This is a genomic window from Kribbella sp. VKM Ac-2568, assembly GCF_004345365.1.
Lineage (GTDB): Bacteria > Actinomycetota > Actinomycetes > Propionibacteriales > Kribbellaceae > Kribbella > Kribbella orskensis.
Genome location: NZ_SLVF01000001.1, coordinates 294,379 through 319,993, shown reverse-complemented (window position 1 = coordinate 319,993; position 25,615 = coordinate 294,379). Strand labels below are relative to the sequence as shown.

The window sequence follows — 25,615 nt, the reverse complement described above, 5'->3', positions numbered from 1 at the left end:
GAAGCCCCTTCCCTACCGAGGTCTTCGTTCACGTCAGTCAGTTCTGACCGGGACCTGCAGACTGCCGTAGCGGTCCATGCGCTGCCATCGCAGCCGTGACCCCGCCAACGCGGTGAAGACCGATTGGATGACCACCAGGTACATCAGCTGGCGGTAGACGAACTGCTGCAGCGGGAGGCTCCACAGCGGCTTGATCGACTCCCGGTCGAGCCGGAAAGCGTACAAGCTGGTCAGCGCCTGCAGCGAGACGAAGACCAGCCAAAGAACCATGACGCGGACCGGATCCAGGAAGATCAGCCCGTACACGGCGAAGACGTCCACGACCGGAGCGAGTAACGGCAGCAGCACCTGGAAGGCAAGCAGAAACCCGAGGCTGCGGCGGCCGAACCGCCCGGCCGCGCCGTCCTTGATGACGGCGCCGCGGTGCTTCCACATCGCCTGCAGGGTGCCGTAGCACCAGCGGTACCGCTGGCGCCACAGGAGCCCGAGTGAAGTGGGGGCCTCGGTCCAGGCCTTCGCCCGCTCCTCGTAGACGATCCTCCAGCCGTCGCGGCACAACGCCATCGTCAGGTCGGTGTCCTCGGCCAGCGTGTCCTCGCTGACGCCGCCGGCCCGCAGCAGGGCGCTCCGCCGGAAGGCGCCGATCGCACCCGGCACCGTCGGCATGCACCGGCCGAGGTCGAACAACCGGCGGTCCAGGTTGAAGCCGACGACGTACTCGATGTGCTGCCAGCGACCCAGTACGCCGTGACGGTTCCCGACCTTGGCGTTGCCCGAGACCGCCCCGATTCCGGGGTCGCCGAACGGCTGGACGAGCGTCCGGACCGCGTCCGGCTCGAAGACCGTGTCTCCGTCGACCATCACTACCAGCTCGTGCGAGGCAGCCTGGATGCCGGTGTTCAGAGCCACGGGTTTCCCGGCGTTGACCTGGCGGATCACCCGGACCCCCGGTATCCCCAGCGACTCCACGAGGTCCGCGGTGCCGTCGCTCGAGCCGTCGTCGACGACGATCACCTCGACCGGGTGGTCGGAGGCGACCAGGGACCTGACGGCCGCTTCGATCCCCGCGCTCTCGTTGTAGGCGGGCACCACGACGGTGACCGGTTCGGTGACCCGGACCGGCCACGCGGCGGACCGCGTCCGGGAATGCCTGCGGGCAGCGACCACCGTGGCGGCGGCCCGGACCAGGCTCAACCCGCCGGCCAGGTAGAGCAACCAGGTGAGGATCAACAGCACGGTGTCGCTCAGCTTGATCGCCCCGATCATGCCGAGACCTCGCCACTTCTCACCGAAGGTCGCCGGGCGCACCGGCTCGGGCACCCCGACCGTCTTGCTGACCGTGTCGAAGCGGTAGCCCCGCGCCTTGAGCTCGGGGATCAGCACGGCCAGGGCGGCGACGGTCTGACTACGATCGCCGCCGGCGTCGTGCACCAGCAGGATCTGCCCGGCGGTACCCCTGGGGCGCGAGCTGGCCAGGATCCGGTCGACGCCCTGGCGTTTCCAGTCCTCGCTGTCCTGGGTGGTCAGCACGGTGAGGTAGCCGAGCTCCCGCGCATACCTGATCCCGGACCAGTCCTGGTCGGCGACGGCCTCGGCCTTCGACGAGTACGGCGGCCGCAGCAGTGGCGTACTGACACCGGCGGCGCCGGCCAGGATCAGCTGGCTCTGACGAAGCTCGAAGTATCGCCGCCAGTCGGGCAACGCCGCGAGGTCCGCGTGGGTGAAGGTATGCAGCCCGAGCTGGTGTCCCTCCGCGGCGATCCGGCGGGTCAGTTCCTGGTGGGCGACGACCTGGACGCCGACGACGAAGAAGGTCGCCTTGGCGCCGTGGGTCTTCAGCAGGTCGAGCACCCGCGGCGTCCAGATCGGGTCCGGGCCGTCGTCGAAGGTCAACGCGATCGTCATCGGTCTCGGCGCCGCCGTCCGGATCTGCGCTCCACGGGCGTCGATCACCGGACCGCCGCGGGAAATCTCCCTGGGCACCTGCCCGAACGACGTCCGCTCCGGCGGTTCCGCGTCCGGCAGAGTGCCGAACAGGTGCTGGGTGTAGCCATGCAGCAGCAAGGCGGCGACCAGGCAGACGAGACAGACGGTGAGAACCAGCCAATGGGTCCGCAGCGGGATGTCCCTGGCACTGCGCGCTTCGCGGCCCCGGATCATGACCGTCCGGCTGTCACTTTCCCAGCCCCTGCGGGTCTCCCGTACCTTCCACGACCCCCGCCACCGGTGGCGTGACGTCGGGGACGGCGGACACTGGCGGCGGCGTGACGTCGGGTTCGGCGGGCACGGACGGCGCCGGCACGTCCGGGGTGGCAGGCGGGTCTACGGGCGGATCCACGGTCGGCGGGGTCGGCGCAGCCGGCTCATTCACCGTGGACGGCTGGGTCGCCGTCGACGGTTTCGTCTCGGTGGACGGCTTCGCCGCGGTCGGCGGCTTGGGCGCGGTCGACGGCTTTGCCGCCGCCGACGGTTGCGTCCCGGTCGGCCGGGAAGTCGAGGGCTTCGCGGCGGGCGCCTGACCATCGGCAGTCGGCGCAGCGCTACCGGCCGCCTGCTCCGATCCGGGGACGCCTGCCTTGCCGACCGGCGGCGGCTTCGAGCCGCCCGGCCAGTTGGCGACCACATCTGTCGCCGGCAGCGGAAGCCTCGGCACCGTGTCGGTCCTGCCGCCGAGCCCGTCGACCGGAGGGTGCGGAGGCTGCGGCTGCGCGACCGGGCTGACAGCCTTGGCGCCGGCTGCCTCTGGCAGCGGCAGCAGCGGAGTGTGGATCGTCGGCCCGCCCAGCACGCTACTGATCATCAGCGCCAGATAGGCCGACACCGGCGCGGCGATCACGACGCCGATCCTGCGGAGCCTGCGGCCGCGGCGACCGGTGGGATCGACGAAAACAGGTTGTTTGAAAAGCGGATTCATGAATACTCCCCCATGACGGACCCCAATCGGAGACTTGCCCTTTCGATGGCTTCGACAGGGCATGGAAAGTTCTTGACCTCGCGATCGGCAGGTGGGCACCCCAGCACCAGGACCGCCAGACAGTGATGCAGCGCTACCGCAAGTTCCCCAGGGTTTCCAGCGCTGTGGTCATTTCCTCGCCGTCCGCTTCCACGCCACCGTGGTGTGTCAATTCCTCTCGGTACCCCGCACAGAATGCGCGAAACGCCCCGCCGGGTCCTCGATCAGGGCCAGGGATCGCAGGCCGCCCACATTGCTGCGCGACCACACCGGGCAGGCGCAGTTCGCCGCAGTAGTCAGAGGTGCAGCTTGGCGAGCAGCGCCACCAGGGCATCGGTGAGCGTCGGAGGTTCGGGTCGCCTGCTTCGTCCGGGTTTCCTGGCGTACCCGGTGGGTTCCTCGGGGTGAGTTGTCGAACTGCCCGGGGCCTGGGGTTCGGCGCGGCGGCTGGTCAAGCGGACAGCCCGTCTCACAACGCCGTTACGGGCCGCCGAGCAGTCCGCCGACGCCTTCGAGCAGGTCGACCACTGGATCGACCACGGGTGTCAGGATCTCGACCACGGGCTCCAGCGGCCCCGAGGCCGCCGGCGGGTCGGCCGGCTCTTCAGCCGGCGGCGGCGCCGCGGGCGGCTCGGCCGGCTGGGTCGGCTGCGAGGTAGTCGGCGCGGTCGGTTTGGTGGCGGGCTTCGACGCCGTGGTGGTGCCAGTCTTCGAGGTGGTCGTCTGCTTGGTCGGCGAGGTCTGCGTTCCAGTCTTGGGCTGGGTCTTGCCTGCCGACGCGGTCCCGGTCGAACCTGGCTGTTGCTGTCCGACCGTCGGCGCGCCCCGGTTCGCCGTACCGGCAGGCACAACGACGTCAGGCAGTTTGACATCCAGCGCCGGGTCGCCTGGGCCGACGGGTGTCGAGTCGTCAGCGCCATCTGGCGTCGGCGGCATTCCCTCCATCCACACGGAGGTGCCGCCGCCCGGACCGACAGGCAGTAGACCCGCCTGAGGCTCGGTGGGCGCCTGCCCGGCCGCGTAGGGCAGCAGCGGACTGTTGAAGGTCGGTCCGCCCAGCAGACTGCTCGTCATCAGCAATAGGTAGGCGGACGTCGGTGCGATCACCAGCATCGCCGCCCTGCGGCGAACGCGACTGCGCCGCCCGGCCTGACCGGCAACGGCCGTCTGACCAAAGAATGTGTTCATGATTTCCCCCCAGCAGCCCCAGGTTCGGCAGATTACGCCACTTCCAGCGGGAGGAGAAGACACTAATTAACCACGCCCGATATCCGCCGGTTCAGCGCGGGATATCCTGCGCCCGCGCGAGGAACGGCATCATCACAAGGCGATCAGCCGGTCGCTGTGCGTCATCACAGCCGCTATTGTTGCCGTCAGCCACCGCCTTCGCCGCATTTCCGGAATTGCCCGGACTCGATACTCGTGAGCGCCGGAATTACCTCATCGATTGCAGGCCGACGACCGACAGCAGGCGGAGTTTCTCGGCCGCGTCGGAGCCGGGCGCCGCAGTGTAGACGACGATGCGCAGGTCGCTGCCCGGGACGGTGAGGACATCGCAGTCGAGGGTGATCGCGCCCAGCTCCGGATGGTTCACCGTCTTGCGCTCGGACCCGTGGAAGGCGATGACCGGTTCTTCCCACAGCCGCGCGAACAGCTCACTGCCGGCGCGGAGCTCGTCGATCAGGGCTCGCAGGTCGGGATCCTTCGGATAGCGCGCGGCCGCGGCACGCAGGTCGGTCACCATCGCTTCCATGAAGTGCTCCGCCTGCTCGGGCGTCTGGACGACCCGGCCGAACCCGCCGACCGCGCCGTCCTGCGAAGCCGCGGAGAAGTGCCGCCAGATGATGTTGCGGTGCCGGCCCCGCAGCTCCGAGGGATCACCGATGAGCGCTGCCCAGAGAGGATTCCAGCTGATCATCGTCCACGCCGCGTCGCACACGCTGAGCGGCGCACCTTCCAGCTGGTCGACCAGCCGCTGCACACCAGGAGGGATGTACGCCGAGATGCGGCCGGGCGCCGGCTCGACCTGACCCGCGAGCACGAACAGATGGTTGCGCTCGGCATCATTCAGCCGGAGCGCCCGGGCCAGTGCGGTGAGCACCTGGACCGACGGCGCGGACGACCTGCCTTGTTCGAGCCGGATCACGTAGTCGACCGAGAGACCGGCCAGTTGCGCCAGCTCCTCGCGCCGGAGTCCTGGAGCTCGCCGCCTGTCCCCCTTGGGCAAGCCGGCCTCGACCGGCGTCACACGATCTCGCCAGGCGTGCAGCGTCCTTCCGAGTTCTCCCACCTCGCCAGTATGTCCGCCGCTCCCCAAACGAGCCTGGTACTGCCAGTCCCTAGGACATGCGGTGCTCTAGCTGTCCCCATGAGCAGCAAGCAGCCTGAGGGACATGACCACAACACTGATCACCGGAGCCAACAAGGGTCTCGGCTACGAGACCGCCCGCCAACTGATCGCCGCCGGCCACACCGTTTACGTTGGCGCCCGCGACCTCGAACGCGGCCGCCAGGCGGCTGACGAGCTGGGCGGCCGAGCTGTCCAGCTCGATGTCACGAACGAAGAGTCGGTGGAGGCAGCGGCGAAGCTGATCGCCGACGAAGCAGGCGGACTCGACGTCCTCGTCAACAACGCCGGGATCGCCGGTCCGGCCACGCCTGCGGCGGAGCTGACCGGGGACGACTACCAGGCGGTCTTCGACACCAACGTGTTCGGACCCGTGCGGGTCCTGCACGCGTTCCTGCCGTTGCTAGAGGCAAGTAGTACCGGCGTGATCGTCAACGTCAGCAGCGGTCTTGGCTCTGTCACCGCCGCCACTGATCCGCAGGCCCGTGAGGCAACCGTCCCGGGCTGGATCTCGGCGCCCGCCTATGCCGCATCCAAGTCCGCGTTGAACATGATCACCGCGCAATACGCGCACCAGTTCCCGCACCTGCGTATCAACGCGGTCGACCCCGGCTACACCGCCACCGACCTCAACGCCCACACCGGTCCCCAGACCATCGAGCAAGGCGCCGAGATCATCGTCCGCCTCGCAACCATCACGCCCGAAGGACCCACCGGCCAGTACCTCAGTCTGATCGGCGTCGTCCCCTGGTAGCTCGGGCGCACTAGATGTTGCCGGCCAGGACGTTGGTGACCCTCTCGGCCGAGCGGTGGCGGCGCTGGTTGTGGGGGTGGGGACACCGAGACGGGACCGCGGACACGGTATTTCTTGTCCGAGGTCCCCGGATGGTGTTCCTGCGGCTCGATTGACAGGCCCTGAACCAGCTACTGCTCCGGCCTCATGTGTCACCAACGTCTGGCCGAGCACACCTAGAGGATCTTGTCGAGCAGGCCGAGCAAGGCGTCGGTCAGGGACGGCTGGTCGGGCTCGTCCGGATTGTCCGGTGGGTTGCTCGGGGTGTCCGGGGGTGGCGGCGGGTCGGTCGTCGGAGGCGGGGTCTTGGTGGTCGGCGGGATGGACGGGTCGGGGTGTTCGGCGGGGTTGGTCGTCGACCTGCCGGGGACCTGCGGTTCGGCGGGCAGGTCGGTCGCCCCGGGGACCCGGCCCCGCGAGTCGGCGACGGAGCGCTCGTTCCATCGGCCGGAGGTCGACGGGTCATCCGCCGACCGGCCGGTGGTCGAGCGGTCGCCGGTCGACTGGCCGGTCGTCGACGGCGCGACCGTCGGCAGGACGGCCGGCGGCACGGTTGGGTTGGAGACCTCGGGCGGGATGGGCGGGAAGTTCTTGGCGGGCAGACGACTCGGCTGCGGGCCGGCGATCGGACTGGTCGCGTCGACACCACCGGCGCCGGGCAGTGGGATCAGCGGCGCGCCGAGGCGCGGCCCACCCAGCAGGCTGACGGACACCAGGACGGCATAGACGCCCGCAGGGGCGACGACGAGAACGGCGATCCGGCGAAGCCCCTCACGCTTACGCCGGAACCTGCGTCGTTCTGCCGGTTCTTCCTCAGAGAACAGCTTCACAAGTCCGGGAGAGTAGCGGTTGGCCAGTCGTTTCAAACAGCCCTTGGAACTACTTTCACCATCACGACGCGATATCAGGCAACAAGATGACCTGACTGCGATCAACCCTGCACAGAGAGTCAGCAACGGCTCGCTGGTGGACGGGCAGACCGCACGATCCTGTGCCAGCCTGCTCCCATGACTAGCGGACTCCTGCTGCACGGACTCGGCGCCACCGCCCGGGTCTGGGACGGCTGGCCCTCACCTGACCGGTGGTTCGCCCCGGACCTGCCAGGCCACGGCTCGGCCGCACCACTGCCGGAGTACAGCTTCGGGTCGATGGCGGCGGCCGTCGCCGAGAGCCTGCCGGTACGCCGAGGTCTCACGGTGCTGGGGCACTCCCTCGGCGGGGTGCTCGCACTCGAGCTCGCCAGCGGCCGGTACGACGTACAGGTGGACCGGGTGGTCGCGCTCGGCGTAAAGGTCGCGTGGTCCGAGGAGGACCTGGCGCGGGCGGCGGCGCTGGCGGCGAAGCCGGTGGCCTGGTTCGAGACCCGGGACGAGGCGGCCGCGCGGTACCTCAAGGTCTCGGGGCTCCAGGGACTCGTCGATCCGGCCAGTGACGCGGTGGACCACGGTCTGGCGCGGGAAGGTGAGAAGTGGCGGCTGGCGCTGGATCCGCGGGCCTTCGGGGTGGGTGCCCCCGAGATGGCGAGGCTCATCGCCGAGAGCCAGGCCGACGTGGTGCTGGCGCGCGGTGAGCTCGACCCGATGAACACCGACGCCGAACTCACCGCGCTGCACGATCAGGTCGTCACCCTGCCCGGCCTCGGCCACAACGCCCACGTCGAGGACCCGGCAGCGGTGGCGGCGACCACCCGCTGACCCGTCAGCACTCGATGACGTTGACGGCGAGGCCGCCGCGCGAGGTCTCCTTGTACTTGACCTTCATGTCGGCGCCGGTCTCGCGCATCGTCTTGATCACCTTGTCCAGAGTGACCACGTGCACGCCGTCGCCGTGCATCGCCATCCGGGCCGCGTTGATCGCCTTCACCGAGGCCATCGCGTTGCGCTCGATGCACGGGATCTGGACCAGCCCGCCGACCGGGTCGCAGGTCAGCCCGAGGTTGTGCTCCATCGCGATCTCGGCGGCGTTCTCGACCTGCTCCGGAGTCCCGCCCAGCACCTCGCACAGGCCGGCCGCGGCCATCGAGCAGGCCGAGCCGACCTCGCCCTGGCAGCCGACCTCGGCACCGGAGATCGACGCGTTCTCCTTGTAGAGCACGCCGATCGCCGCGGCCGCGAGCAGGAACCGGACGACGCCGTCCTCGGTCGCGCCGGGCACGAACCGGCGGTAGTAGTGCAGCACCGCGGGAATGATGCCCGCGGCACCGTTCGTCGGCGCGGTGACGATCCGGCCACCGGAGGCGTTCTGCTCGTTCACCGCGAGCGCGAACAGGTTGACCCAGTCCATCACCTTCAGCGGGTCCACCGACCACTTGTCGCTGCACAGCTTCTGGTGCAGCGAGTGCGCGCGGCGCGGCACCTTCAGGCCGCCCGGCAGCGTGCCCTCGGTCTCACACCCTTCGTCGACGCAGTTCTGCATCACCTGCCAGATGTGCAGCAGGCCGGCCCGGATCTCCGGCTCGGTCCGCCAGGCCAGCTCGTTCGCGAGCATCACCTCGCTGATCGGCAGCTGTGACTCGCGGCACCGGTCGAGCAGCTCGGCGCCGGACAGGAACGGGTACTTGAGCGGTGTCCGGTCCTGCACGATCCGGTCCCCGGCCGCGGCGTTCTCGTCGACCACGAACCCGCCGCCGACCGAGTAGTACGTCCGCTCGCGCAGACAGGAACCGTCGGCCGCGCGGGCGACGAACGTCATCCCGTTCGGGTGGTACGGCAGCGCCTTGCGCCGGTGCATGACGAGCTGGGTGTTCTCGTCGAAGGCGATCTCGTGCCGTCCGGCGAGCCGCAGCCTGCCGGCCTCGCGGATCGCGGCGACCCGGCTGTCGACCGAGCGGGTGTCGACCGTCTCGGGGTCCTCCCCCTCGAGGCCGAGGATGACCGCCTTGTTGCTGCCGTGCCCGTGACCGGTCGCGCCGAGCGAGCCGAACAACTGGGACTCGACGGCCGTCGTACGGTCCAGCAGGCCGTCGTCGGCCAGGCCGAGAGCGAAGGTGCGGGCGGCTCGCATCGGCCCCACGGTGTGGGAGCTCGACGGGCCGATCCCGATGCTGAACAGATCGAAAACACTGATCGCCATGTGGAGGTTCCTTCCGGTCGTCGTTGACCGATTGGTTAGCCTCCCCGCTCTGTTGGGCTGCTGCCCTTCAGAGGTGCCTCGCCCGTGCGGTGAAGGTGCCTGAGAGATTCTTGGGGAGAGTTGCTCCTACGGCGCCCGGTTCGAGCCCGGGTCTCTCCCGCACGGGTTCATGCGGCTGCTGTGTAGTTGTCGGCAGTTGTCAGACGCCTGGACGGTACGGCGCTGCCGCCACGCCCGTCAATCCGGCGATGGAGGCGGTTCCCTCTCACGATGGATCCGGCCCCAGCCGCCCGCGGCGAGGCTGAGGTCATGACGACGATCGCGCGTACTCCGGACGTGGCGCGGGTGCCTCCAGCCTGGATGAGCTGGGTCCCCCGGCTGACCCTTGGCTGGGCAACCGCCTACGGCCTCGTGCGGGTCTGGTTCGCCACCGGGCACGCGCCGGCGTGGAAGTTCCCGGGTGGCGACCTGCTGATCCCCGACTGGCCGTCGGTGGCGGCCTGCCTGGTCAGCGCGGCTCTGGTGGTCGCGGCGACCACCTGGCCGCAGTACCGGCTGGTGATCGGGCTGCTGTGGGCGGCGGCCACTGGGTGGATCGCCGTGTCCGCGATGGCTCTCCTGGACGTTGTCGGCGGCGTGCTGCCGGGTCTGGGGATCCCCTGGGACCTGCCTGGGACGCTCAGCCGGTTCGGTGCACTCGCCGGAGCGGCACTGCTGGCCGGGACGGCTCTGGCTCGGCAACGCCAACTGGACCCGACCTGCTTTGGGTGCAGCGGCCGCAGGCAGGCACTGACCGCCACACCAAGGTGGGCGGTCGCGGCAGCCTGGATCGCGGTCGGGGGCTGTTTGCTCCGCTTGGCGGCCCAGGCTGTCGTCGGCTTCGACACAACCCCCTATGCCGCCGGTCTCTCGATGCTGCTCTTCGAAGGCGGCTTCCTGCTCGCCGGGATCGCACTGCCGCTACTGCTGGTCTACCGGCTCGGCAAGGTGTTCCCGCGATGGATGTTGCTGCTGCCGGGCGCCGGCCTGGGCGCGGGCATCACGGCGTACTTCGGTGTCGGCCTGCTGCAGATGATCGCGGAAACCCTGCAGGGCAAGGTTGCGTTCGACGGCATCGACCTACCGCAGAGCTTCTTCTGGGTGGCAGTGCCGGCCTACTTCGTCTGGGGTGTGGGCCTGGCTGTCGCAACCTTCGGCTACTACCTGCGGACCCGTAAGCCCTGCAGGACTTGCGGTCGTCGTTAGCGCAAGCGGCCGGTGCGCTGAGCCCAGAGCTCGAAGAACCAGGTGAACAGCGGCGGGATGCTCGCGGCCAGGGCGACCAGCGTGGTGAGCCAGGTCCAGCGCAGCGGCTTGCGGACCACGGCGACCGTGATCACGTAGGCGATGAAGATGGTGCCGTGGATCGGTCCGAAGACCTTCACGCCGAGCTCGTTGTCCGACAGCACGTACTTGAACAGCATGCCGATCAGCAGCCCGGTCCAAGAGACCGCCTCGGCGATCGCCACCACCCGGAACCACCTGGCGTACTTCGATCCGGTGCCGGCCGCGGTCTCATCAGCGGGGCTCGTGGCGGGGTTGGTGGCGGGGCTCGTCGCTGGAGTCGTCTCAGTCATCAGGTCTGTGACCCTAACAAGTCCCCCAAGCCGGTCGGGGGATCGGTCCGGGGTCAATCCCGATGTGCGCGGGAATGCGATTGCCGAGGATCGGGTCGTTCCCCAACGAGAAGGAAGACCTGTGAATCTCAGACTTCGAAGGACCGTCGCGGGGGGTGCGGTGCTGGCGACCGCCCTGGCCGGCGTCACCTTCGCGCCGGCGCCCGCGACCGCAGTACCGGAGACAGCAGCACAAGGCTTGCGGTGGTCGGACTGTCTGCCGGAGGCAGGCGACACGGAGGAAGACAAGGAGCTGCTCAAGGGGTCGCAGTGCACCACCCTGCAGGTCCCGGTCGACTGGAACCAGCCACACGGCCCGACCTTCGGCCTGGCACTCGCCCGTCGGCCCGCGAAGGATCCGAGCCACCGGGTGGGCTCGCTGGTGTTCGGACCGGGTGGCCCGGGCGACTCCGGGGTCGAGCGGATCCGGACTGGGATGAGCAGGTTCAGCACGAACCTGCAGGACCGGTTCGACATCGTCAGCTTCGACCCGCGAGGGATCGCGCGCAGCAACCCGGTGAAGTGCTCTGCCGCCCTGCTGGCTCAGCAGCCGTCGCCGATCATCCGGTCGCAAGCGGAGTTCGATCAGACGCTGCGGTACAACCGGAAGCTCTCGAAGGACTGCCGGGCCAACACCGGGCCGGTGTACGACCACATCGACAGCCTCCAGACCGTGCACGACCTGGACGCGATCCGGGCGGCTCTCGGTGAGTCGAAGCTGACGTTCCACGGCAGCTCTTACGGCACCCTGCTGGGCGAGCTGTACGCCGAGACGCACCCCAGCCGGGTCCGGGCGATCGTGCTGGAGAGCGTGGTCGACCACAGCCTGGGCACCAGCGCGTTCCTCGACACCCAGACGTCGACCGCCCAGGACTCCTTCGACGAGTTCGTGAAGTGGTGCGACGCCAACACCGCCTGCGCCCTGCACGGGCGGGACATCCCTGCTCTGTGGGCGAGCCTGCTGGCGCGAGCCGACCGCGGTGAGCTGCCGAACCCGAAAGTGCCGAACACGGCCCTGCCGCCGTTCATGCTGAGCTACCTGGCCTTCCGCCAGCTCTACGACCCGCACTGGCCGGCACTCGCCGGGCTACTGAAGCAGCTCGACGAGAGCAAGCCGCCAGTGGTCGTGACACCGCCCGCGCCCACCGGGCTGCAGTCGAACACGTTCGCCGTGTTCTGCCAGGACTGGAGCCTGCCGGTGAGCGCCTATTCGCAGTACTCCGCCCAGCTGAAGCGGTTGGCCAGGGACTACCCCGAGATGAAGTACCCCGGCGCGCTGCTCGCGATTGCGAGTTGCCTCGGCTCACCGACCCGGGTGGACAACCCGCAGCACCGGCTGAAGGTCCGCGACCTGCAGACCCCGCTGCTGCTGATCAACTCGATCCACGATCCGGCCGCCGGCTACAACTGGGCGACCGAGGTGGCCCGCCAGCTCGGGCGACAGGGCGTCCTGCTCACCTACGAAGGCTGGGGACACGGCAGCTACACGACCAGCCCTTGCATGGAAGGTGCCGTGGACAGCTACCTGATCTCACTCCGGCTGCCCGCGCGCGGCGACTCCTGCCCGGCGATCCCGCCAGCCTGACATCGGCACGGGAAAAGAACCGAGGCCCCCTCGCCAGCAGGGAGAGGGGGTCTCGGTCCGCCCGGACCTCACTTGCGGTTCAGACGTGGACCAGGTCGGCTTCCTGGACCCTGGTCAGCGCGGCGCCCCCATACGCGCGGGCCGACAGGTCGAGGAGTTCGGCACAGGCCTTTTCGAGCGCCGCGGACTGGGACGAGCAGCGGTCGACGAACCAGTAAGGATCGTCGGGCTGCAGGTCGTCCGTGTCGTCGATGTCGGCGTACCAGTGGTGGTCACCGCCGCAGGCACAGTGAACCACCCGCACTCGCAGGTTCATCGGACTTTCCCCCCGTACAAAAGATCCCTGGGATCCCCCCCGGGTCCCAGTCGGGGCCAGCTCGGCCGGCGCGTGGTCGCGGCCCCCCACTGCCACGCGCCGAGCCGAGATTGACCCTCCCCCGCTCGCTACATCGTGGCGGACCCGCCCGGCGTTACTGGTTGTGACGACATTTTTCTCAGTGATTGCTTGACTACGTTCGGTGGCGACGGCGACGCTCCGCGAGCACACCCGGGACGCATTTGCGAGGTCACTCTGGGAGATGGGCCTGGACCCACTGCTCCAGGCCGTCCGGCGTGATCGGGAGGGCCTCGGTGAGGATCTCCAGGCGGTCGGAGTGGACGACCACGTTGTCCTCGATACGGATGCCGATGCCGCGAAGCTCCGGCGGGATGGTCTCGTCGTTCGGGTGGAAGTAGAGACCCGGTTCGACGGCCAGGGCCATGCCTGGCTCCAGGTCGGCGGCGAAGTACGTCTCGGGTCGGGCCGAGTCGCAGTCATGCACGTCGAGCCCGATGTAGTGCCCGAGACCGCAGACGACGTACCGGCGGTGCTGCTGCCCGTCCGCGCCGAGCGCCTCGTCGAGGGACGCGTCGATCACGCCCCAGTCGCGCAGCCCCTCCACGAGCACCCGCATCGCCTCGTACTGGAAGGCCCGGTACGGCGCACCCGGGCGGACCGCATCCAGGGCGGCGAGCTGTGCCGTGTGCACCAGGTCATACACCTGGCGCTGGGCCGGGGTGAACTCCCCCGTCACCGGGAAGGTCCGGGTCACGTCGGCCGTGTACAGCGTGCGGGTCTCCACACCGGCGTCCAGCAGGATCACGTCACCCTCGCGGACGGTGCCGTCGTTCCGGACCCAGTGCAGCACCGGCGCATGGTTGCCCGCAGCAACGATCGACGCGTACCCCGGACCGTTGCCCGCAGTACGGGCGCGGCGGTCGAAGGTGCCCTGCAGCCAGCGTTCACCGCCGCCGCGGACGGCCTCGGGGAGCTCACGGGCGACGTCGGCGAAAGCGAGCACGCTGGCGGCGACCGCGTCGCGCAACTGGTCCAGCTCCCAGTCGTCCTTGAGCCGCCGCAGCTCGGCGAGCGTCTGCCGCAATTCCTGGGTATCCGACGGCCGGCCATCGACCAACGCGTCGAGCAGCGGCTCCACGCCGTGCGTGGTCATCATCCACGGCACCGCGCCACGGACCGCGGCCGGAAGTTCCTCGATCGGGCGGCACGGCAGTTGCAACGCCTCGGACCAGTCCTTCAGGCCCGGCACCGGCCCGATCCACAGCTCGCCGTCGCGGGCGTTCGCGAAAAAGTCGACCTCGGTCGGGCCGGCCGTCTCGCGCAGATACAGCGTCGCGTCGCCGGCGGCGGAGATCACCAGCACCGAGCCTTCGGCCTGGCAGCCGGTGAGCCAGACGAAGTCGCTGTCGGCCCGGAAGAGGTAGTCGGTGTCGTTCGACCGCACGGGCGACCGGCCGGCGGCCACCGCGATCCGGCGTCCCGGCAGCGCGGCGCTCAGCTTCTGCCGGTGCTCGGCGGCCGCCTCGGCCAACCCCGCCGGCACTTGGACCGATCGATCCACCGGCCCCCAGCCCTGCGCGATCGACTCACGGAACCCGGCCGCATCGATCGGCCGGTACGACTTCCGCTGTTCCTCGGTCCGGTCTTCACTCATCTGCTCCCCCAAAAGAAGCGTGGTCAAAGCTGGCGATAGGCACTGTCGGGCACGTCGGTCACGAACATGTGCCCAGGGGCATGAGTGATCGCGAACGGGGGCCTAGAAGCCATCAACGCAGCTTGAGGCGTCACTCCGCAAGCCCAATACACCGGCACATCTCCCGGTTCGAACTCCACCGGCTCCCCGAAGTCCGGCTTCGCGACGTCCAGCGGCGGCACGGACTGTTGCTGCCGGTCGGCATCGGTGTGCTTCTGTGGGTGGCATGGCAGCGACTGGAGAGACGCGGAACCGGATGGCGCGGAAGTGGGAGTTCTGGATCGACCGTGGCGGCACCTTCACCGACATCGTCGCGCGGCGTCCCGAGGGGACTCTGGTGGCGCACAAGCTGCTGTCCGAGAACCCCGGGCGCTATCAGGACGCAGCCGTCGAGGGCATCCGCCGACTGCTCGAGGTCCCGGCCGGCGACCGGATCCCGGCCGAGCGGATCGAGGTGGTCAAGATGGGCACCACGGTGGCCACCAACGCGCTGCTCGAGCGTACCGGCGAACCCACGCTGCTCGTCATCACCAAGGGTTTCCGGGACGCGCTGCGGATCGCCTACCAGAACCGCCCGAAGATCTTCGCCCGCCAGATCGTGCTGCCGGAGCTCGTCTACTCGCAGGTGATCGAGGCGGACGAGCGGGTGTCCGCGGACGGCAAGGTCCTCGTCCCGCTCGACGAACGGACCGTGACCCAGGACCTGCGGCGTGCGTACGACGGCGGCCTGCGGTCGGTGGCCGTGGTGTGTATCCACGGCTACCGCTACTCCCGGCACGAGGCGGCGATCGGCGGCATCGCGCGGCGGATCGGCTTCACCCAGGTCTCGACGTCGCACGAGTGCAGCCCGTTGATGAAGCTGGTCTCCAGGGGCGACACGACCGTCGTGGACGCCTATCTGTCACCGATCCTCCGGCGGTACGTCGACGAAGTGGCGACCGAGTTGGACGGCGTCCGGCTGATGTTCATGCAGTCCAACGGCGGGCTCACGCAGGCGAATGCGTTCCGGGGCAAGGACGCGATCCTGTCCGGGCCCGCCGGCGGCGTCGTCGGGATGGCTCGGACCAGCACGTCAGCCGGGTTCGACCGGGTGATCGGCTTCGACATGGGCGGCACCTCCACCGATGTGTCGCACTACGCCGGCGAGTTCGAGCGGGAGCTCGAGACGCTGGTGGCCGGAATCCGGATGCGGGCGCCGATGATGAGCATCAACACCGTAGCTGCCGGCGGCGGATCGATCCTGAGCTTCGACGGGAACCGCTACCGGGTCGGTCCGGGCTCGGCCGGCGCGGATCCGGGCCCGGCGTCGTACCGCAAGGGAGGCCCGCTCACGGTCACCGATGCGAACGTGATGCTCGGCCGGGTTCAGCCGGGCTTCTTCCCGGCCGTCTTCGGCGAGCACGGCGACCAGCGGCTCGACAGTGGAGTCGTCCGGCGGATGTTCTCGGACCTGGCCGGGGTGATCGCGGACGGGCGTAGCCCGGAAGAGGTCGCCGCCGGCTTCGCCGACATCGCCGTCGCCAACATGGCCAACGCGATCAAGAAGATCTCGGTGCAACGCGGATACGACGTCACCCGGTACGTGCTGGCCACGTTCGGCGGGGCGGGTGGCCAGCACGCCTGCGCGGTGGCCGATGCGCTGGGCATGACACAGGTGCTGATCCACCCGCTCGCCGGAGTGCTCTCGGCCTACGGCATGGGGGTGGCCGACGTCGCCGCACTGCGCGAGCGGGCGGTCGAGTCGACGCTGAGCGGAGCTGTCCTTCCCGAGCTCACGCAGATCCTCGACGAGCTCCAGGAGGACGCCGGGCGCGAGCTCGAGCGCGAAGGCATCCCGGCCGGCCGGATCACCGCGGTCCGTCGGGCGCTGCTGCGCTACGAGGGCACCGACACAGCGGTCGCCGTGTCCATCGACGAGGTGGACGCGATGGTGGCGGAGTTCGAGGCCACCTACCGTCGGCGGTTCTCCTTCCTGATGCCCGGCAAGCAGATCGTCGTCGAGGCGGTGTCGCTCGAGCTGCTGGGCGCTGCCGGGACCGGCGAAGAGACCTGGATCCGTCCGGAGCGACAGCGCGGCGAGCTGCGAGCGGCAGCGCGGGTGCCGATGTTCTCGGCCGGCGGCGCCTGGGCCGATGTCGACGTCTACCAGCGCGACGACATCGGACCCGGCGACCGGGTGGACGGACCGGCGATCATCGCCGAGGCCAACGCGACGACAGTTGTCGAACCCGGCTGGCGAGCCGGTGTCGACGACCTCGGCCACCTGCTGCTCAGCCGCGTGGCGGCGCGACCGGTCCAGCACGGGATCGGGACCGCGGTCGACCCGGTGATGCTGGAGATCTTCAACAATCTGTTCATGTCGATCGCCGAGCAGATGGGGGTGCGGCTGCAGAGCACATCGCAGTCGGTGAACATCAAGGAGCGGCTGGACTTCTCCTGCGCGCTGTTCGATGCAGGCGGCAACCTGATTGCGAACGCGCCGCACATCCCGGTACACCTCGGCTCGATGGGCGAGAGCATCAAGACGGTGATCGCCGGGAATGCCGGCCGGATGACGCCCGGCGATACCTTCATGCTCAACAACCCCTATCGCGGCGGCACCCACCTGCCCGATATCACCGTGGTGACGCCGGTCTTCGACCGGGCCGGGCAGGACATCCTGTTCTACGTCGCCTCCCGCGGTCACCATGCGGAAATCGGCGGGATCACGCCGGGCTCGATGCCTGCGAACAGCACCCGGATCGAGGAGGAAGGGGTCCTGATCGACAACTGGCTGCTGGTCTCCGACGGGGAGCTGCGGGAGCGCGAGACGGTCGATCTGCTCTCCTCCGCGATGTACCCGTCCCGCAACCCCACCACGAACATCGCCGACCTGCGCGCCCAGGTGGCAGCCAACGAGAAGGGCGTCGAGGAGCTGCTGGCGATGGTCGACCACTTCGGCCTGGATGTCGTCTCGGCCTACATGGAGCATGTACGCCGCAACGCCGCCGAGGCCGTCCAGCGGGTCATCCCCACGCTCCGCGACGGCAGCTACAGCTATGAGCTCGACTCCGGCGCGCGGATCGAGGTGGCCGTCCGGGTGGACGCCGACGCCCGGACGGCGGAGATCGACTTCACCGGCACCTCCGCACAGCAGCCCGGCAACGGCAACGCGCCGTCGTCGGTGGTGATGGCCGCCGTGCTCTACGTCTTCCGCACCCTGGTGGACGACGAGATCCCGCTGAACTCGGGCTGCCTGGAGCCGCTGCGAGTGATCATCTCGCCGGGCTCGATGCTGTCACCGCAGTATCCCTCGGCGGTTGCCGCCGGCAACGTCGAGGTCTCGCAGGCGATCACCGGCGCGTTGTACGCCGCGCTCGGGGTCCAGGCAGAGGGCTCCGGGACCATGAACAACGTCACGTTCGGCAACGACCGGCATCAGTACTACGAGACGGTGGGCAGCGGCGCCGGCGCAGGCCCTGGTTTCGCCGGCGCCGACGTGGTGCAGACTCACATGACGAACTCCCGGCTCACCGATCCGGAAGTCCTGGAGTGGCGCTATCCGGTACGGCTGGACAGCTACGAGATCCGCGAAGGCAGCGGCGGCGCCGGCCGGTGGGATGGCGGCGACGGTGGGTGTCGCCGGATCCGTTTCCTCGAACCGATGACGGTGACGACGCTCGCCAGTCACCGCCGGGTGCCGCCCTACGGGATGGCCGGCGGCCTGCCCGGCGGACTTGGCCGCCAGTGGATCGAGCACGTGGACGGATCCGTGACGAAGATGGCTGGCTGCGACTCCCTGCCAGTGGCAGCCGGTGATGTGTTCGTCATCGAGACTCCCGGTGGCGGCGGCTACGGTTCGCCACCGGCTCCTGACCAGCCGTGACACTCCAAGCGCCGTCGGGCGTCAGAGCACGAAACCGGTCGGGAAGGGGTCGTCGGGGTCGAGCAGGTACTGGCCCATACCGGTGATCCAGGCCCGGCCGGTGACGGTCGGTACGACGCCCTGGTGGTCGCCGACGGTGGTCTCCGAGAGCAGGCGGCCGGTGAAACGGGTGCCGATGAAGGACTCGTTGACGAAGTCCTCGTTCAACCCGAGCTCACCGCGGGCGTGCAACTGGGCCATCCGCGCGCAGGTGCCGGTGCCACAGGGGGATCGGTCGAACCAGCCGGGGTGGATCGCCATCGCGTTGCGCGAGTGGCTGCCGTCCCGGCCGGGCGCGGTGAACTGCACGTGCTTGCAGGAGTGGATGCTCGGATCGAGCGGGTGCACCGGGCGGTCGGTGGCGTTGACGGCGTCCATGATGTCCAGGCCGGCCTGGAGAATCCGGTCCTTCTCCGACCGGTCGAACGGGATGCCGAGTTGCTCCAGCGGCAGGATCGCGTAGTAGTTGCCGCCGTAGGCCAGGTCGTAGGTGAGCTCGCCGAGGCCGTCGACCTTCACCGTCGCGTCCAGGGCGTGCGAGTACGCGGGCACGTTCTGGATCGTCACGTGCTCGGCCCGGCCGTTGCTGACGGCAACCTCCGCGACGACCAGGCCGGCCGGGGTGTCCAGCCGCACCCGGGTCAGCGGCTCCGTCACCTCGACCATGCCTGACTCGACCAGCACGGTGGCGACGCCGATCGTGCCGTGCCCGCACATCGGCAGGCACCCCGAGACCTCGATGTAGAGCACACCCCAGTCGGCGTCCGGCCGGGTCGGCGGCTGCAGGATCGCGCCGCTCATCGCGGAGTGCCCGCGCGGCTCGTTCATCAGGAACAGCCTGAGGTCGTCGTCGTGCTCGAGGAAGTACTCGCGCCGCTCGGCCATCGTCGCACCGGGGATGACGCCGACGCCGCCGGTGATGACGCGCGTCGGCATCCCCTCGGTGTGCGAGTCGATGGCGCTCAGGGTGCGGATCGACCTCATGTCAACGACTCCACTGCCTTCTTCATGTCCTGCTCCAGTTGGGCGAGGTGCTCCGGCACGAGCGGTCCACGCGGCGGGCGGCAGGGGCCGCCGTACCGGCCGACGTAGTCCATGCCGTACTTGATCGCCTGGACGAACTCGACCCGCGAGTCCCACCGGAACGCGGCGACCAGCGGTTCGTAGAGCGCCCGTGCCTCTTGCAGGTTACCTTCGAGCGCCAGGTCGAAGAGGCGGACGGACTCGGCCGGGAAGACGTTGGGGAATCCCGCGAACCAGCCGGTCGCACCCATCAGCAGCGCCTCCAGCGTGAGGTCGTCGGCACCCGCGACCACCGTGAGGTTCGGCGCGGACTCGCGGATCTCGAGGATGCGCCGGACATCGCCGGAGAACTCCTTCACCGCGACGATGTTCTCGATCTCGGCCAGCTCCGCGAGGATGTCCGGGGTCAGGTCGACCTTGGTGTCGTGCGGGTTGTTGTAGACCATCACCGGCAGCCCGGCCTTGGCGACCTCGGTGTAGTGCTGGATCACCTCGCCACGGTTCGCGCGGTACATGGTCGGCGGCAGGCACAGTACGCCGTCCGCACCGTCCTCCGCCGCCTTCTCGGCCCACGAGCGCGCCTGGTGCGCACCGGCGCCGTGCACGCCGACCACGACGATCCCGTCGTCGCCGACCGCCTCGATCGCGGTCTGCGCCACCTTGCGGCGCTCCTCGTCGGTGAGGGACGAGTACTCCCCCAGCGACCCGTTCGGGCCGACGCCCCGGCAGCCGCTGGCGATCAACCAGCGGCAGTGCTCGGCGTACCGGTCGAAGTCGGGCCGCAACCCGGCCGGCGCGGCGGCGTCCTCGGCGTACGGCAGGGCGGTGGCGACGATCACGCCATCCAGTTTCTCGCTCATAAGTCCTCCTGAATCTCTGCTGCTGCTAGGTCTCCGAGCCGCACGGGCTGCCCCACCGGCCTCTTGAAATCACTGCTTGTCTGTCCTGCTGGTACTGCGATGTCGTGCGTGGCGAGGTCTGCCACGGTGCGGGCGCAGACGCGTCCCTGGCAGAGGCCGAGGCCGACTCGGCAGGTCAGCTTGAGGCTTCTGCCTGTCGCTTCCCGTTGGGTGACCGCTTCTTGCAGGTCGGCTCGGGTGACTTCCTCGCAACGGCAGACGACAGTGGTGTCGTCGCTCCAGGTCTGCCAGCCGGGCTTGACCGGATATGCCTTCGCCAGAGCGGCGGCGAATCGTCTTGCCTTGGTGACTGCCTTGTTGCTGGGCGGTCGGCTGGTTGCTTGCAAGGAAAGGGCGGCCGCGGCGCCGGCTACTTCGCCTTCTGCTGCGGCGAGTGCGGCTCCGCCGATGCCGGTGAGCTCGCCGGCGGCGAACACTCCTGGCGTACTGGTCTGCTGATTCTCGTCGACGATGACTGCCGGTCCACCGTCGGGTCCAATGCCGAGGTCGCAGTGGGCCGAGATCGCCAACTCCAGTTGGGCGGTGAACCCGAAGCCCAAGCACACGGCGTCGACCTCGACCTGCTGCTCGGTTCCCCTGATGGGGTTCCAGTGGTGGTCGAGTTTGGCGGTGGTGACGGACTCCACCCGGTCCCGGCCGTGGGCGGCGATGACGGTCCTGCCGTGCTTCAGTGGGATGCGGTGGCGCGCGAGGAGTGCGCCGTACCCGAGTGCTTCGGTTAGCTTGCTGGGGGCAACCAGTGGGTCGGTGCGCCAGCCCTTCAGGACGGTCGATGGGCGGTTGGCCTCCAGGAGGGCGACCACCTCGGCGCCGACGCCGATGAGTGCCTCGGCGACCGGCAGGAGGAAGGGGCCTGTTCCTGCGACGACGACGCGCTTGCCGACCGCGATGCGCTGGCCTTTCGCCAATGCCTGTGCGGCTCCGGCGCTGTAGACGCCCGGAAGGTCCCAGCCTGGGAAGGGGAGCACGCGGTCGTACGCACCGGTCGCCAGCACGACTGCCGCGGCGTCGACCGGCCAGACGCGTCGTCCGACCGCATCGGCCGGACCTTGCTGCAACCACAGTCGAGTGGTCTTCCGCTTGTGCGCAGGCTCTTCTCGGGACTGTGCGTCTCGCTCGATCGCCCAGACCGAGCTCTCGGTGAGGTGGGTGATCCTGCTGTGGTTGGCGATCCGGTCGCGCTGCCTTGAGAACTCGCCCCACCCGTGCTGCAACCGCTCGGGTCTGCGCGCTTTGAACTCCACGGGCAACTGCCGATGGAACTGCCCACCGACCGCCCGTCCGGCATCGACCAGCAGTACTTCGACTCCAGCGTCCGCCGCCGCCAGCGCTGCTCCCACCCCGGCCGGGCCAGCGCCGACCACAACTACGAAATGGGTCGCTCGGTGCTCTGCCTTCGTAGCGGCGGTCGGAGTCGCAGTACCGGCTGCTTCGGAGGTTGTCGGAAGGACGGCGCCCTGCTGGGTGGTGATGGTGTCACCGGGCCTGATGGTTCGTTGGCAGGCGCGGACGTCGGGGGTTCCGTTGACGACGACCAGGCAGTCGAAGCAGGCGCCGATTCCGCAGAAGACTCCGCGCGGACGCTCAGCACCTCGGGTGGCCCGCCACGAATCCCGGCCGCTCACCATCAGCGCGGCGGCGACCGTCTGGCCCGGGCGCGCTTCGAGAGACTCACCATCGACGAGGATGCGCACCGGAGTACCGGGCCGCGGTTGCGACGGATCGCCTTCAACTGAACGCAAGTACGGGCTCATGAGACCGCCGATGCCGGCAACAACGCTGGTCGGTCGATGCGGAACGGGTTGGGGTCAACGTGTGGGGCGACACCGAGGAAGAGTTCGGTGATCAGGCGACCTGTGGATGCCGCCAGGCCGATGCCCGCACCTTCATGACCGGTCGCGTGCCAGAGCCCTTCGATCCGTGGATCGGCGCCGATCACGGGCAGGTGGTCCGGCGCGTACGGGCGGAAGCCCCCGTAAGCCCGCATCACCGACACATCGGCGAGGAACGGGAAGAGCCCGACCGCCTTGCGCGCGAGTTCCCGAAGTACATTCACGCGCACAGCGTCGTCGAACCCGATCCGCTCCCGGCTAGACCCGATCAGCACTGTGCCTCCGCGGGTGGACTCCACCACGGTCGAGGTCTGGAGATCCGCCTCGCCACTACCGACGGCGCCGACGTAGTCCGCGTCGTACACCTTGTGCCGCACACAGAGTGGCAGCGGTGCCGTCACCAGGATCATCCCGCGCCGCGGCAGCACCTGGATAGGGCCACCGGCCGCTTCACTGAACGCCCCTGCCCACGGCCCACACGCATTCACCACTGCCCCACACGGGATCACGCCCGCGTCAGTCTCGAGCCCGGTCGCCCGCCCGCCCGCGGATCGACGTACGGACAGAGCGTTGACGCCGGTGCGCACCTCACCCCCTCGCGCCCGTACTGCGGCCAGCAACGCCGTGGCCGCAAGTACTGGTTGGAGCTGAGCATCATCGGGGTAGTAGGCGGCGGTCGTCACCGCGCGAGTCAGCAGAGGTTCCAGCTCGAAAGCCTCGGCGGCGCTGATCACGCGGGCATCGACCCCAGCGGATCGTTGCACCTCGGCGAACGCCTCCAGCGGCGCTGGATCGGTAGTCGCGACCACCAGGCCGCCCTTGGGTTCCCACTCCACATCGGCAACCCGCTCAGGCAGGCGCTTCAGTACCGCGGGCCACTCGCGGCGGGACGCGATCGCTAGGTCGAGCTCCGGGCCGGGCTCCTTGTCGGAGACCAGCACGTTGCCCTCGCCGGCAGCGGTGGTCCCACCCGCCACGCCGCCGCGATCCACCACCAGGACCCGCACCCCGGCCGTGGACAACGCCTCCGCGCAGGCAGCGCCGACGATCCCCGCCCCCACGACGACAACGTCGTACCCGGTAGCCAGGACCATCCCCACACCTCCCAAACGTTCACTAAAATGAACGCTCCGAATGTACGACGCCGAACCGTCCCGGGTCAACGGGGCGTCGGGCGAGAGGTCAGACCGGGTGCACGCAGTCGATGGCGGACGGGTGGACGTCCGGCGGGTATTCGAGCAGCAGGACGGACCTGACCAGGCCGTCGAGAGCCTCGTACTCGTGGGCGGCATTGGCGCGGAAGGCGAGGTAGTCGCCGGGGCCGAGTTCCTGTCGACGACCTTGCGCGGTGATCCGGAGCCGGCCGGTGAGGATCACGTGGTGCTCGGTGCCGGGGTGCCCGTCCGAGTGCTGGACCGTGCCGGGGCGGATCTGCTGGTCGTAGATCTCGAGCAGCGCGCCCGGGTTCTCCAACCGCCGGAGCATCCGGAGATCGACGGCGTCCCCGCTCAGCACATCGAGGTCGGTGGATCGCACGAGCACCAGGTCGGAGGGCGGCGGCTCGTTCAGCAACGACGACACCGGCACACCCAGAGCGTTCGACAGACTGAACACCGTCTCGATCGTCGGATTCCCGGCCCCGGACTCCAGCTGCGACAACGTCCCCTTCGCGATCCCGGACCGCCGAGCCAACTCCGACAACGAGATCCCCTGCTCATCCCGCCGCGCACGCAGGTTCGTCCCCAGCACCTTCCCCGCACCCTGACCAGCCACAGCCGGAGCATGTCACACGCCGACCCCCATCCGTGTCCCCCGACATGTCCGCACCGTCCCCCTCCCCAGGAGCCCCCCATGCCCCAACCCTCACGCGTTCGGCAGCCCTCGACCGCAGGCACATCCCCATGGAGAGGGAGTCAGCTGTTCGTCAGCGGGGCTGTGGTGCTGGGGGCGTTGGCGTTTCTGGTGCCTGGAGTGTGGTCATTCGGTTGGCCGGAGAGTTTTCATCGGACTATCGCGACGTTCGACCCGTTCAATCTGCACCTGTTCCACGACCTGGGCGCGTTCCAGCTCGGCGTCGGGGTCGCGTTGCTGGGAGCGCTCTTCTGGCGGGATGCGCTCGTAGTGGCGTTGCTGGGTGGGAGCGCCGGAGCGATCGTGCACTTCATCTCCCACCTGATGGACCGCGACCTCGGCGGCCGCTCCAGCGATCCGCTCACCCTCGGCATCCTCGCGGTGATCCTGCTCCTCGGCCTTGTACTCCGCCTGCGGGCGCTCAGGGAATGACCCCAGCGGTTTGGACGAGCGCCCGATCGGGCACCTCGCGAGGTTGATGGCAGACGAATCCGAAGGCACAGTTCTCCTGGCCGGCGCGGCCAACCTCGCGATCGCGGTCGCCAAATGCATCGCCGGGCTCCTGTCGGGCTCCACCGCCCTGCTCGCCGAAGCCGCGCACTCCGTCGCCGACACCCTCAACCAGGTCTTCCTACTCACCGCGCTCAAGCGCAGCCGGAAGCCGGCTGACGCGCTGCACCCGTTCGGGTACGGGATGGAGCGCTACTTCTGGTCCTTGCTCGCCGCCGTCGGCATCTTCGTCCTCGGCGCCGGGTTCTCCATCGCCGAGGGCATCCGCGCGGTGCTAGACCCGGAACCGGTCGCCGCACTGGCAGTCGTGTACTCCGTCCTCCTCGTCTCCTTCATCTTCGAAGGCATCTCGTGGTTGCGCGCGGTCCGGCAGGTCCGCCGGGAGGCCCACGACCAGGGGGTCTCGGCGTTGGACCACCTGAAGGAGGCCGAACCGGCGGTGAAGACGGTCGCCTTCGAGGATTCGGCGGCACTGATCGGCCTGGTGATCGCGGCCGTGGGGGTCACGCTCAGCGCGGTCACCGGCGAGGAGTTCTGGGACGGCACCGCGTCGATCGCGATCGGGCTGCTCCTGATCGGAGTCGCCTTCACGCTCGGCCGCGACAACAAGTCGATGCTGATCGGCCAGGCGCTCCCCGACGACGTGCAGGACCAGATCCGCCGCCTGATCGCCGACACCCCAGGCATCGACGAGGTCGTCGAACTCCTCAGCCTGCGCCTCGCCCCGGACCAGGTCCTGGTAGTCGTCCGGGTCGACCTGGACGACTCCGAAACCACCGGAGCCAAGGTCGAACAACTGGCCGAGCGGATCGACACCGCAGTACGCCGCCAGTTCCCCATCGTCCGCCACCTCTACTTGGACCCAACACCCGCAACCAGCCTCGACCCAGGCCCAGCCAATCAGCCCTGACGCGCATCGGGGGTCAGTCCTCGGGGCGGTTGGCGACTATCACGGCGATGGGTGGGATCACGGCGGCAACGGCGCTCATGCCGATGGCGACGGGGATCGAGAACAGCCGGACCACGAACCAGGCCAGGCCGATCAGGGTCAGGCAGGTGCCCATCAGCCAGAAGTACGCCTTGCGCCGGTCGGGCCGCTTCATCGCACACTCCCTTCACCCACTGCCAGTCTCCCACCGC

23 protein-coding genes and 1 riboswitch are annotated in these 25,615 nt (G+C 69.2%); of the genes, 7 read left to right on the top strand and 16 right to left on the bottom strand.

Going from position 1 to position 25,615, the window contains the following annotated elements; translation table 11 throughout:
• Positions 1-33: 33 nt before the first annotated feature.
• The 4 genes from EV648_RS01535 to EV648_RS01520 all read right to left on the bottom strand — a co-directional run bounded on the left by EV648_RS01535 (position 34) and on the right by EV648_RS01520 (position 5,243).
• Positions 34-2,160: a bifunctional polysaccharide deacetylase/glycosyltransferase family 2 protein gene (locus EV648_RS01535; protein WP_132284262.1), complete on the bottom strand. Its 2,127-nt coding sequence runs from the start codon at positions 2,158-2,160 to the stop codon at positions 34-36.
• 13 nt (positions 2,161-2,173) lie between these two features.
• A complete protein-coding gene (locus EV648_RS01530) occupies positions 2,174-2,914 on the bottom strand; it encodes a hypothetical protein (RefSeq protein ID WP_132284260.1) in 741 nt (246 codons plus the stop codon).
• 519 nt (positions 2,915-3,433) lie between these two features.
• A complete protein-coding gene (locus EV648_RS01525) occupies positions 3,434-4,141 on the bottom strand; it encodes a hypothetical protein (protein WP_132284258.1) in 708 nt (235 codons plus the stop codon).
• A gap of 247 nt (positions 4,142-4,388) precedes the next feature.
• Positions 4,389-5,243 (bottom strand): helix-turn-helix transcriptional regulator, encoded by an 855-nt coding sequence (locus EV648_RS01520; protein WP_132284256.1) that lies wholly within the window; start codon positions 5,241-5,243, stop codon positions 4,389-4,391.
• 103 nt (positions 5,244-5,346) lie between these two features.
• Between EV648_RS01520 and EV648_RS01515 the strand changes: the two genes are divergently transcribed.
• Positions 5,347-6,054 (top strand): SDR family oxidoreductase, encoded by a 708-nt coding sequence (locus EV648_RS01515; protein ID WP_132284254.1) that lies wholly within the window; start codon positions 5,347-5,349, stop codon positions 6,052-6,054.
• Positions 6,055-6,269: 215 nt separating this feature from the next.
• On the opposite strand, the gene EV648_RS01510 is transcribed toward EV648_RS01515, so the two are convergent.
• A complete protein-coding gene (locus EV648_RS01510; protein WP_132284252.1) occupies positions 6,270-6,923 on the bottom strand; it encodes a hypothetical protein in 654 nt (217 codons plus the stop codon).
• 177 nt (positions 6,924-7,100) lie between these two features.
• Between EV648_RS01510 and EV648_RS01505 the strand changes: the two genes are divergently transcribed.
• Positions 7,101-7,787, top strand: a complete 687-nt coding sequence (locus tag EV648_RS01505; RefSeq protein ID WP_132284250.1) for an alpha/beta fold hydrolase — start codon at positions 7,101-7,103, stop codon at positions 7,785-7,787.
• Positions 7,788-7,791: 4 nt separating this feature from the next.
• Here the strand turns inward: EV648_RS01505 and EV648_RS01500 are convergent, their stop codons facing one another.
• Positions 7,792-9,165 (bottom strand): L-serine ammonia-lyase, encoded by a 1,374-nt coding sequence (locus EV648_RS01500; protein WP_132284248.1) that lies wholly within the window; start codon positions 9,163-9,165, stop codon positions 7,792-7,794.
• Positions 9,166-9,242: 77 nt separating this feature from the next.
• A riboswitch (glycine riboswitch) is annotated at positions 9,243-9,335 on the bottom strand.
• A 139-nt stretch (positions 9,336-9,474) separates the two neighbouring features.
• Between EV648_RS01500 and EV648_RS01495 the strand changes: the two genes are divergently transcribed.
• Positions 9,475-10,410, top strand: a complete 936-nt coding sequence (locus EV648_RS01495; RefSeq protein ID WP_132284246.1) for a hypothetical protein — start codon at positions 9,475-9,477, stop codon at positions 10,408-10,410.
• Here the strand turns inward: EV648_RS01495 and EV648_RS01490 are convergent.
• Positions 10,407-10,781, bottom strand: coding sequence for a DUF3817 domain-containing protein (locus EV648_RS01490; RefSeq protein WP_132284244.1), 375 nt, complete (start codon positions 10,779-10,781; stop codon positions 10,407-10,409). The two genes, EV648_RS01495 and EV648_RS01490, sit on opposite strands and share 4 nt — an antisense overlap.
• A gap of 121 nt (positions 10,782-10,902) precedes the next feature.
• On the opposite strand from EV648_RS01490, the gene EV648_RS01485 reads away from it, so the two are divergent.
• Positions 10,903-12,405 carry an alpha/beta hydrolase gene (locus EV648_RS01485; protein ID WP_132284242.1) on the top strand — a complete coding sequence of 501 codons (1,503 nt, stop codon included), beginning with the start codon at positions 10,903-10,905 and terminating at the stop codon, positions 12,403-12,405.
• Between the two features lie 79 nt (positions 12,406-12,484).
• Here the strand turns inward: EV648_RS01485 and EV648_RS01480 are convergent, their stop codons facing one another.
• The 3 genes from EV648_RS01480 to EV648_RS01470 form a co-directional block, all read right to left on the bottom strand.
• Positions 12,485-12,721, bottom strand: coding sequence for a hypothetical protein (locus EV648_RS01480; protein WP_132189518.1), 237 nt, complete (start codon positions 12,719-12,721; stop codon positions 12,485-12,487).
• A gap of 250 nt (positions 12,722-12,971) precedes the next feature.
• On the bottom strand, positions 12,972-14,396 hold the full coding sequence (locus EV648_RS01475; protein WP_132284240.1) for an aminopeptidase P family protein: 1,425 nt from the start codon (positions 14,394-14,396) through the stop codon (positions 12,972-12,974).
• 23 nt (positions 14,397-14,419) lie between these two features.
• Positions 14,420-14,617, bottom strand: a complete 198-nt coding sequence (locus tag EV648_RS01470) for a D-glutamate cyclase family protein (RefSeq protein ID WP_255512777.1) — start codon at positions 14,615-14,617, stop codon at positions 14,420-14,422.
• A 44-nt stretch (positions 14,618-14,661) separates the two neighbouring features.
• Between EV648_RS01470 and EV648_RS01465 the strand changes: the two genes are divergently transcribed.
• Positions 14,662-18,300: a hydantoinase B/oxoprolinase family protein gene (locus EV648_RS01465; protein WP_241994805.1), complete on the top strand. Its 3,639-nt coding sequence runs from the start codon at positions 14,662-14,664 to the stop codon at positions 18,298-18,300.
• A gap of 21 nt (positions 18,301-18,321) precedes the next feature.
• On the opposite strand, the gene EV648_RS01460 is transcribed toward EV648_RS01465, so the two are convergent.
• The 5 genes from EV648_RS01460 to EV648_RS01440 form a co-directional block, all read right to left on the bottom strand.
• A complete protein-coding gene (locus EV648_RS01460; RefSeq protein WP_132284238.1) occupies positions 18,322-19,323 on the bottom strand; it encodes a proline racemase family protein in 1,002 nt (333 codons plus the stop codon).
• Positions 19,320-20,222: a dihydrodipicolinate synthase family protein gene (locus EV648_RS01455; protein WP_132284236.1), complete on the bottom strand. Its 903-nt coding sequence runs from the start codon at positions 20,220-20,222 to the stop codon at positions 19,320-19,322. The genes EV648_RS01460 and EV648_RS01455 overlap by 4 nt, the downstream gene beginning before the upstream one ends.
• Positions 20,219-22,024, bottom strand: a complete 1,806-nt coding sequence (locus tag EV648_RS01450; RefSeq protein WP_241994804.1) for an FAD-dependent oxidoreductase — start codon at positions 22,022-22,024, stop codon at positions 20,219-20,221. Before EV648_RS01450 ends, EV648_RS01455 begins: the two co-directional genes overlap by 4 nt.
• Before the next feature lie 8 nt (positions 22,025-22,032).
• Positions 22,033-23,208: an FAD-binding oxidoreductase gene (locus tag EV648_RS01445; RefSeq protein ID WP_132284232.1), complete on the bottom strand. Its 1,176-nt coding sequence runs from the start codon at positions 23,206-23,208 to the stop codon at positions 22,033-22,035.
• A gap of 88 nt (positions 23,209-23,296) precedes the next feature.
• Positions 23,297-23,887, bottom strand: coding sequence for a helix-turn-helix domain-containing protein (locus EV648_RS01440; protein ID WP_132284230.1), 591 nt, complete (start codon positions 23,885-23,887; stop codon positions 23,297-23,299).
• Between the two features lie 198 nt (positions 23,888-24,085).
• Between EV648_RS01440 and EV648_RS01435 the strand changes: the two genes are divergently transcribed.
• Complete coding sequence (locus tag EV648_RS01435) at positions 24,086-24,397, top strand: hypothetical protein (RefSeq protein ID WP_132284228.1); 312 nt, start codon at positions 24,086-24,088, stop codon at positions 24,395-24,397.
• Positions 24,398-24,443: 46 nt separating this feature from the next.
• Positions 24,444-25,385 carry a cation diffusion facilitator family transporter gene (locus tag EV648_RS01430; RefSeq protein ID WP_132284226.1) on the top strand — a complete coding sequence of 314 codons (942 nt, stop codon included), beginning with the start codon at positions 24,444-24,446 and terminating at the stop codon, positions 25,383-25,385.
• A gap of 13 nt (positions 25,386-25,398) precedes the next feature.
• Here EV648_RS01430 and EV648_RS01425 read toward each other — a convergent pair whose 3' ends face one another.
• On the bottom strand, positions 25,399-25,578 hold the full coding sequence (locus tag EV648_RS01425; RefSeq protein WP_132189509.1) for a DUF3099 domain-containing protein: 180 nt from the start codon (positions 25,576-25,578) through the stop codon (positions 25,399-25,401).
• Positions 25,579-25,615 lie beyond the last annotated feature (37 nt).

Excerpts from the sequence above, each read along its gene's own strand:
- EV648_RS01535 (WP_132284262.1), bottom strand. The coding sequence starts at position 2,160 with ATGATCCGGGGCCGCGAAGCGCGCAGTGCCAGGGACATCCCGCTGCGG.
- EV648_RS01530 (WP_132284260.1), bottom strand. The coding sequence starts at position 2,914 with ATGAATCCGCTTTTCAAACAACCTGTTTTCGTCGATCCCACCGGTCGC.
- EV648_RS01525 (WP_132284258.1), bottom strand. The coding sequence starts at position 4,141 with ATGAACACATTCTTTGGTCAGACGGCCGTTGCCGGTCAGGCCGGGCGG.
- EV648_RS01515 (WP_132284254.1), top strand. The coding sequence starts at position 5,347 with ATGACCACAACACTGATCACCGGAGCCAACAAGGGTCTCGGCTACGAG.
- EV648_RS01505 (WP_132284250.1), top strand. The coding sequence starts at position 7,101 with ATGACTAGCGGACTCCTGCTGCACGGACTCGGCGCCACCGCCCGGGTC.
- EV648_RS01500 (WP_132284248.1), bottom strand. The coding sequence starts at position 9,165 with ATGGCGATCAGTGTTTTCGATCTGTTCAGCATCGGGATCGGCCCGTCG.
- EV648_RS01495 (WP_132284246.1), top strand. The coding sequence starts at position 9,475 with ATGACGACGATCGCGCGTACTCCGGACGTGGCGCGGGTGCCTCCAGCC.
- EV648_RS01490 (WP_132284244.1), bottom strand. The coding sequence starts at position 10,781 with ATGACTGAGACGACTCCAGCGACGAGCCCCGCCACCAACCCCGCCACG.
- EV648_RS01480 (WP_132189518.1), bottom strand. The coding sequence starts at position 12,721 with ATGAACCTGCGAGTGCGGGTGGTTCACTGTGCCTGCGGCGGTGACCAC.
- EV648_RS01475 (WP_132284240.1), bottom strand. The coding sequence starts at position 14,396 with ATGAGTGAAGACCGGACCGAGGAACAGCGGAAGTCGTACCGGCCGATC.
- EV648_RS01465 (WP_241994805.1), top strand. The coding sequence starts at position 14,662 with ATGGCAGCGACTGGAGAGACGCGGAACCGGATGGCGCGGAAGTGGGAG.
- EV648_RS01460 (WP_132284238.1), bottom strand. The coding sequence starts at position 19,323 with ATGAGGTCGATCCGCACCCTGAGCGCCATCGACTCGCACACCGAGGGG.
- EV648_RS01455 (WP_132284236.1), bottom strand. The coding sequence starts at position 20,222 with ATGAGCGAGAAACTGGATGGCGTGATCGTCGCCACCGCCCTGCCGTAC.
- EV648_RS01445 (WP_132284232.1), bottom strand. The coding sequence starts at position 23,208 with ATGGTCCTGGCTACCGGGTACGACGTTGTCGTCGTGGGGGCGGGGATC.
- EV648_RS01430 (WP_132284226.1), top strand. The coding sequence starts at position 24,444 with ATGGCAGACGAATCCGAAGGCACAGTTCTCCTGGCCGGCGCGGCCAAC.
- EV648_RS01425 (WP_132189509.1), bottom strand. The coding sequence starts at position 25,578 with ATGAAGCGGCCCGACCGGCGCAAGGCGTACTTCTGGCTGATGGGCACC.